At 69.0% G+C, this 5,499-nt stretch carries 5 protein-coding genes; 4 read left to right on the forward strand and 1 reads right to left on the reverse strand.

Translation table 11 applies throughout. The annotated features are described in order from the left end of the window. Positions 1 to 314 precede the first annotated feature (314 nt). Entirely contained in the window at positions 315 to 629 is a 315-nt protein-coding gene (locus tag DW306_RS02495) for a potassium transporter Trk (RefSeq protein ID WP_136054068.1), read from the forward strand. A gap of 3 nt (positions 630 to 632) precedes the next feature. Here the strand turns inward: DW306_RS02495 and DW306_RS02500 are convergent, their stop codons facing one another. Beyond that, positions 633 to 1,238 carry a zinc-binding alcohol dehydrogenase gene (locus DW306_RS02500; protein ID WP_136054069.1) on the reverse strand — a complete coding sequence of 202 codons (606 nt, stop codon included), beginning with the start codon at positions 1,236 to 1,238 and terminating at the stop codon, positions 633 to 635. Between the two features lie 162 nt (positions 1,239 to 1,400). Between DW306_RS02500 and purM the strand changes: the two genes are divergently transcribed. Genes purM through DW306_RS02515 form a run of 3 tightly spaced genes read left to right on the forward strand, consistent with a single transcriptional unit; the run spans position 1,401 to position 5,293 of the window. Beyond that, the gene (purM, locus tag DW306_RS02505; RefSeq protein WP_136054070.1) at positions 1,401 to 2,516 is read left to right on the forward strand and encodes a phosphoribosylformylglycinamidine cyclo-ligase; all 1,116 of its coding nucleotides are present in this window, start codon (positions 1,401 to 1,403) and stop codon (positions 2,514 to 2,516) included. Positions 2,517 to 2,522: 6 nt separating this feature from the next. Continuing rightward, positions 2,523 to 3,995 carry an amidophosphoribosyltransferase gene (purF, locus tag DW306_RS02510; protein WP_136054071.1) on the forward strand — a complete coding sequence of 491 codons (1,473 nt, stop codon included), beginning with the start codon at positions 2,523 to 2,525 and terminating at the stop codon, positions 3,993 to 3,995. Next, positions 3,992 to 5,293, forward strand: coding sequence for an MFS transporter (locus DW306_RS02515; protein ID WP_205814082.1), 1,302 nt, complete (start codon positions 3,992 to 3,994; stop codon positions 5,291 to 5,293). Before purF ends, DW306_RS02515 begins: the two co-directional genes overlap by 4 nt. Positions 5,294 to 5,499: the final 206 nt, after the last annotated feature.

A 5,499-nucleotide genomic window follows, 5' to 3' on the forward strand; every position in this document is an offset into this window, starting at 1 on the left:
GATCGACGCCCTGAACATCGACGACACCGGCCGTCACGGAGGGCGCCCCGGTGTGGCCGTGGATCGTGGGCGGCCTGGTCGTCGTCGCGCTCGCCGCAGCGGGCGGGGTCCTCATCGCGCGTCGTGGTCGCACGGGCGAGGCCGCCGAGGCGACGACGGAGGTCTGATCCGATCGGGTCCTCGGCGGCCCGGTTGCAGGTCCGGATCACAGGTGCAGGTCGAGATCGACGATCTCGACCTGCACCTGTGCTTCCTCCCTGTAGGTGTGCGCGACGACGGGTGCGACGCGACGGCAACGGTGGGACAATGGGGGTATGGCTCCCACCGATTCCCACCAGACCGTCGAGGCGACCGTGCGTCGCGTGCCTCGTTATGGCGTGTTCATGGGCATCGGCGTGGTGGTCGGCGTCATCGCCGCCGCCCTGCTCACCTGGAGCGGCAGCTTCGAGCAGTCCGAGGCGCTCGATGTCGTCTATCCGCCCGCCCAGGTCTTCGGATTCCTGCTCCTGTGGACGGCGCCGATCGGTCTCGCGCTCGGCGGTGTCGTCGGGATCATCCTCGAACGCGTCGCGCGTCGGCACGACCGCGTGGTCAGGGTTGACCGCGAGACCGTCGTCGAGACGGACTGAGCCTCAGGCCAGTTCGGCGATCACCGGACGGATGGCGGCGTCGAACGCCACGACATCCCGTCGGAGCCCGTCGGTCACGGCGACCGTGAGCGCCCCGATCCACCAGATGCCGCGCTGCGAGAACGGCAGCACCTGCACGTTCAGCTCGAACGAGTGCGCGCGTCGGCCGACTTCGCGTTCGAACTCCGCGATGGCGCTCGCGTAGGCGCGGTACGCGTCGCCGCCGGTGTTGCTCTTCATCGAGTGCACGTAGCGATCGTGCGCGGCGCGGGCATAGCGGAGGGCTGCTTCGCCGTACGGGGCGATGGCGGTGGCGAGTTCCGTGGCACCGGTGGCCGGGAGGGCGACGAGCGTGTCGAAGCCGTCGATGAGCTCGAGCGGCACCTCCGACGGGTGGGCGCGCGGCTCGACCGTCATGTCCCAGTACTGCCGCCACTGCTCCTCCACCGCATCGGCGGCATCCGCGGCATCCGGCGCGCGTACGGCGAGCTCACGGAGGCTCGGGAGGTCTTCCGGCTCCCGGATCCCGAGCATCTGGCGCAGCGCGAGCGCGACGAGCACCGGAACGCTCGCGTCTTCGCGGATGAGCCACTGCGGCTTGTCGGCCATGGCCCCACGCTACTGGAACAACACCCCGAATGGCCCGCCTCTGCTTCCCGGCGCAGACTGGATCATGGATGCGGATTTCGCGGGGAATGGGGCCGCGTCTTCGATCCGGCATGGTCGGATGCCGCGGACGACCCGGGCCGGCCAGGGCGGTAGGCTGGAGGGGTGGCTGCCTCCCCCACCAATCCCTATTCCGAAGCCGGCGTCGACACCGCTGCAGGTGATCTCGCCGTCGAGCTGATGAAGTCTTCCGTGCGCGCGACGCACGGCCCCGAAGTGCTCGGCGGTGTCGGCGGATTCGCCGGCCTGTTCGATGCCAGCGCGCTGCGCGACTTCCGTCGTCCGCTGCTCGCGACCAGCACCGACGGCGTCGGCACGAAGGTCGCGATCGCGCAGGCGATCGACAAGCACGACACGATCGGTCAGGACCTGGTCGGCATGGTCGTCGACGACATCGTCGTGGTGGGCGCGAAGCCGCTCTTCATGACCGACTACATCGCGTGCGGCAAGGTCTTCCCCGAGCGCATCGCCGACATCGTCCGCGGCATCGCCGAGGCCTGCTCCGCGACGGGCACCGCCCTCGTCGGCGGCGAGACCGCCGAGCACCCGGGCCTTCTCGGCCCCCGCGACTACGACGTGGCGGGTGCGGCGACCGGAGTGGTCGAGGCCGACGCCATCCTCGGCGCCGACCGGGTGCAGGACGGAGACGCGGTCATCGCGGTCTCCTCGAGCGGACTGCACTCGAACGGCTACTCCCTGGTGCGCCACATCATCACCGGCGCCGGCATCTCCTACGGCGACAACGCCGCCGACTTCGGCACGACCTGGGGTGAGGCGCTCCTCGAGCCGACCCGCCTGTACACGCTTCCGCTGCTGCGCCTGATCGAGCAGCTCGGCGGCGGCGTCCACTCGCTCAGCCACGTCACCGGCGGCGGCATCGCCGCGAACCTCGCCCGTGTTCTCCCGCAGGGCAGCTGGGCCGAGGTCGATCGCAGCACGTGGTCGCCGAGCCCGGTCTTCCGCGTGCTGAGCGACATCGCGGGATCGACGCTGGAGTCGGCCGAGGGCACCTGGAACCTGGGCATCGGATTCCTCGCGATCATCGCCGCGGACAAGAAGGATGCCGCGATCGCGGCGCTGAACGCCGAGGGCATGCCCTCGTGGCAGGTCGGGACCGTGGGCTTCGGCGCGCGTCCCGCCGGCGAATTCGAACAGGGCGCCAAGGGCGTCGACGGTGGAGCAGTGCGCCTGGTCGGCGCCTACGCGGACGGAGCGAAGTAAGAGCCCATGTGCGGCATCGTCGGAATGGTGGGCTCTGCCCCGGTCAATCAGGACATCTACGACGCGCTCCTGCTGCTGCAGCACCGCGGCCAGGATGCGACGGGCATCGCCACGGCGGAGGCCAACGGCGTCATGCACAACGCGAAGGCGCAGGGCATGGTCCGCGAGGCGTTCCGCACGCGTGACATGCGGGCGCTGCTCGGCAACGTCGGCCTCGGCCACGTGCGGTACGCCACGAAGGGCACGGCGTCGAACGAAGAGGAGATGCAGCCGTTCTACGTGAACGCGCCCTACGGCATCATCCTCATCCACAACGGCAACCTCACCAACACGCGGGAGCTGACGGCCGACATGGCCAAGCGCGACCGTCGTCACCTCAACTCGTCGAGCGACACCGAGCTGCTGCTGAACGTGCTCGCGGGCGAGCTGCAGGCAACGACCTCGGCGGTCGACCTCGACTCGGAGCGCGTCTTCGAGGCGGTGGCCCGCACGCAGGCGCGCATCGAGGGCGCCTATGCGGTGATCGCGGTGATCGCCGGATACGGTCTTCTCGCGTTCCGCGACCCGTTCGGCATCCGTCCGCTCATCCTCGGGCGTCGCCCGTCGACGGTCGAGGGCGCCGAGGGCCGCGACGAGTGGGTCGTCACCAGCGAGTCGCTCGTGCTCGAGAACGGCGACTACGACGTCGTCCGCGAGGTCGAGCCGGGTGAGGCCGTCTTCATCACGAACGACGGCACGCTCTACAGCAAGCAGTGCGCACCCGAGGTGCATCTCGCGCCGTGCGCGTTCGAGTACGTCTACCTCGCGCGTCCCGACTCGGTCATGAACGGCATCTCGGTCTACGAGTCGCGGCTGCGCATGGGCGACCGTCTCGCCGACACGATCGCCAAGCATGTGCCGATGGACAAGATCGACGTCGTCATGCCGATCCCCGACTCGTCGCGTCCCGCCGCGATGGAGGTCGCCCGCAAGCTCGGCATCGAGTACCGCGAGGGCTTCTACAAGAACCGGTATGTCGGCCGCACCTTCATCATGCCGGGGCAGGCGGTGCGCAAGAAGAGCGTGCGGCAGAAGCTCAACGCGATGTCGACGGAGTTCCAAGGCAAGAACGTGCTCCTGATCGACGACTCGATCGTGCGCGGCACGACGTCGAAGGAGATCATCCAGATGGCGCGGGATGCTGGTGCCGCCTCGGTGACCTTCGCCTCCGCAGCGCCGCCGGTGCGGCATCCGCACGTCTACGGCATCAACATGCCGTCGCGTCATGAGCTCATCGCGCACGGCCGCACGATCCCCGAGATCGCGGAGGAGCTCGGCTGCGACCACCTCGTCTATCAGGAGGTCGACGACCTCAAGGCCGCGATCATCGAGGGCTCGGCTCTGACCGATCTCGACATGAGCTGCTTCGACGGCCGGTACGTCACCGGCACCGTCTCCGACGAATACCTCGCCTGGGTGGAGGGGTCGCAGACCTCGTGACGGCGCGGCCGCTGTGGCAGGGCCGCACGCTCGCACTCGTCGGGATCGTGCTCGTCGCGTTCTCGCTGCGATCCGCCGTCGCCTCGCTGTCGCCGGTCATCGACCACATCGCCGAGGACTTCCCGGTCTCTCCTGTCGCCGTCGGCCTGATCGGCGCCGCCCCGCCGGTCTGCTTCGCGCTGTTCGGGCTGCTGACGCCGCTGTTCGAACGGCGTTTCGGCCTCGAGCGGGTCGCAGTGACCGCCATCGCCCTGATGGCCGTCGGGATGCTGCTGCGCGGGCTCGCGTTCGACTCGGTCGGCCTTCTCGCGGCGACCGCGGTCGTCTTCGCGGGCGTCGGCTCGGGGAACGTTCTGCTGCCTCCCCTGGTGAAGAAGTACTTCCCCGACCGCATCGGCGTCATGATGACGGTGTACTCGACGACGCTGGCGGTCTCCACGTTCCTGCCGCCGCTCGTGGCGGTGCCGCTGGCGGATGCGCTGAGCTGGCGGGTCTCGCTGGGCATGTGGGGCCTCTTCGCCGCGATCGCCCTGGTGCCGTGGGTGACGCTGCTGCTGCGGGAGCGGTCGAACCCGATGCCTGCGCCGACCGAGACGGAGGAGATCGATCCGACGGATGGTCGGCATGATCTGCAGGATGCCGTGGCCGTCGCGACCGGACCGATCTCGACCTCCCCCGCGAACCCGCGGTATTTCGCCCGGCTGTGGAGGTTGCCGCTGGCGTGGGCGCTCGCGCTGGTCTTCGCGACATCGTCGACGATGGCGTACGTCTCCTTCGCCTGGATGCCGACGATGCTCGTCGACATCGGCGACGTCACCCCCGCCACTGCGGGCTTCCTGCTCTCGTTGTTCGCGCTGATCGGCCTGCCCTGCTCGATGCTGGTTCCGATCCTCGTGGTGCGCTACCAGGCGACGCGGCCGCTCTTCTTCGTGGGAGTCGTGGCCGGGTTGGTCGGCGTCCTCGGACTGCTGCTCGCTCCGACCGCCGCGCTGGCGCTGTGGGTGTGCGTCTTCGGCCTCTCGGCGATCATGTTCCCGCTGAGCCTCGTGCTGCTCAGCATCCGTGCACGCACGCCGGAGAGTGCGGTCGCGTTGAGCGGATTCGTGCAGAGCATCGGCTACGCGATCGCCGCGGTGTTCCCGCTGCTGGTCGGCCTGCTGCACGAGACGACCCAGGGATGGCAGGTGCCGCTGTTCGTGGTGGGCGGTGTGCTGGTTGCGGCGATCCCGGCGGGCATCATCGCGGGCCGGCGGGTCACGATCGAAGACGAGTGGGAGCGCCGGTACGGTCGCTGGTGAGGACGTGCTGGCGGATGTCGGGCAGTGGGAATCGGTCTGACTGACCGATATTCTCGCGGGCTGATCTCTTTTCCATTCGAACGTTTGTTCTAAATTATGGGTATGGCCCAGTTGCGGACGGATGTCGACCTCGATCTCGAGGAGCGTCGTCGTGTGCTGGATGCGTGGGTGGAGAAGAAGCGGCAGGCGGCGGTTCTCGAGTGCGA

Source organism: Microbacterium sp. K24, assembly GCF_004794465.1.
In the GTDB taxonomy this organism is placed as follows: Bacteria; Actinomycetota; Actinomycetes; order Actinomycetales; family Microbacteriaceae; genus Microbacterium.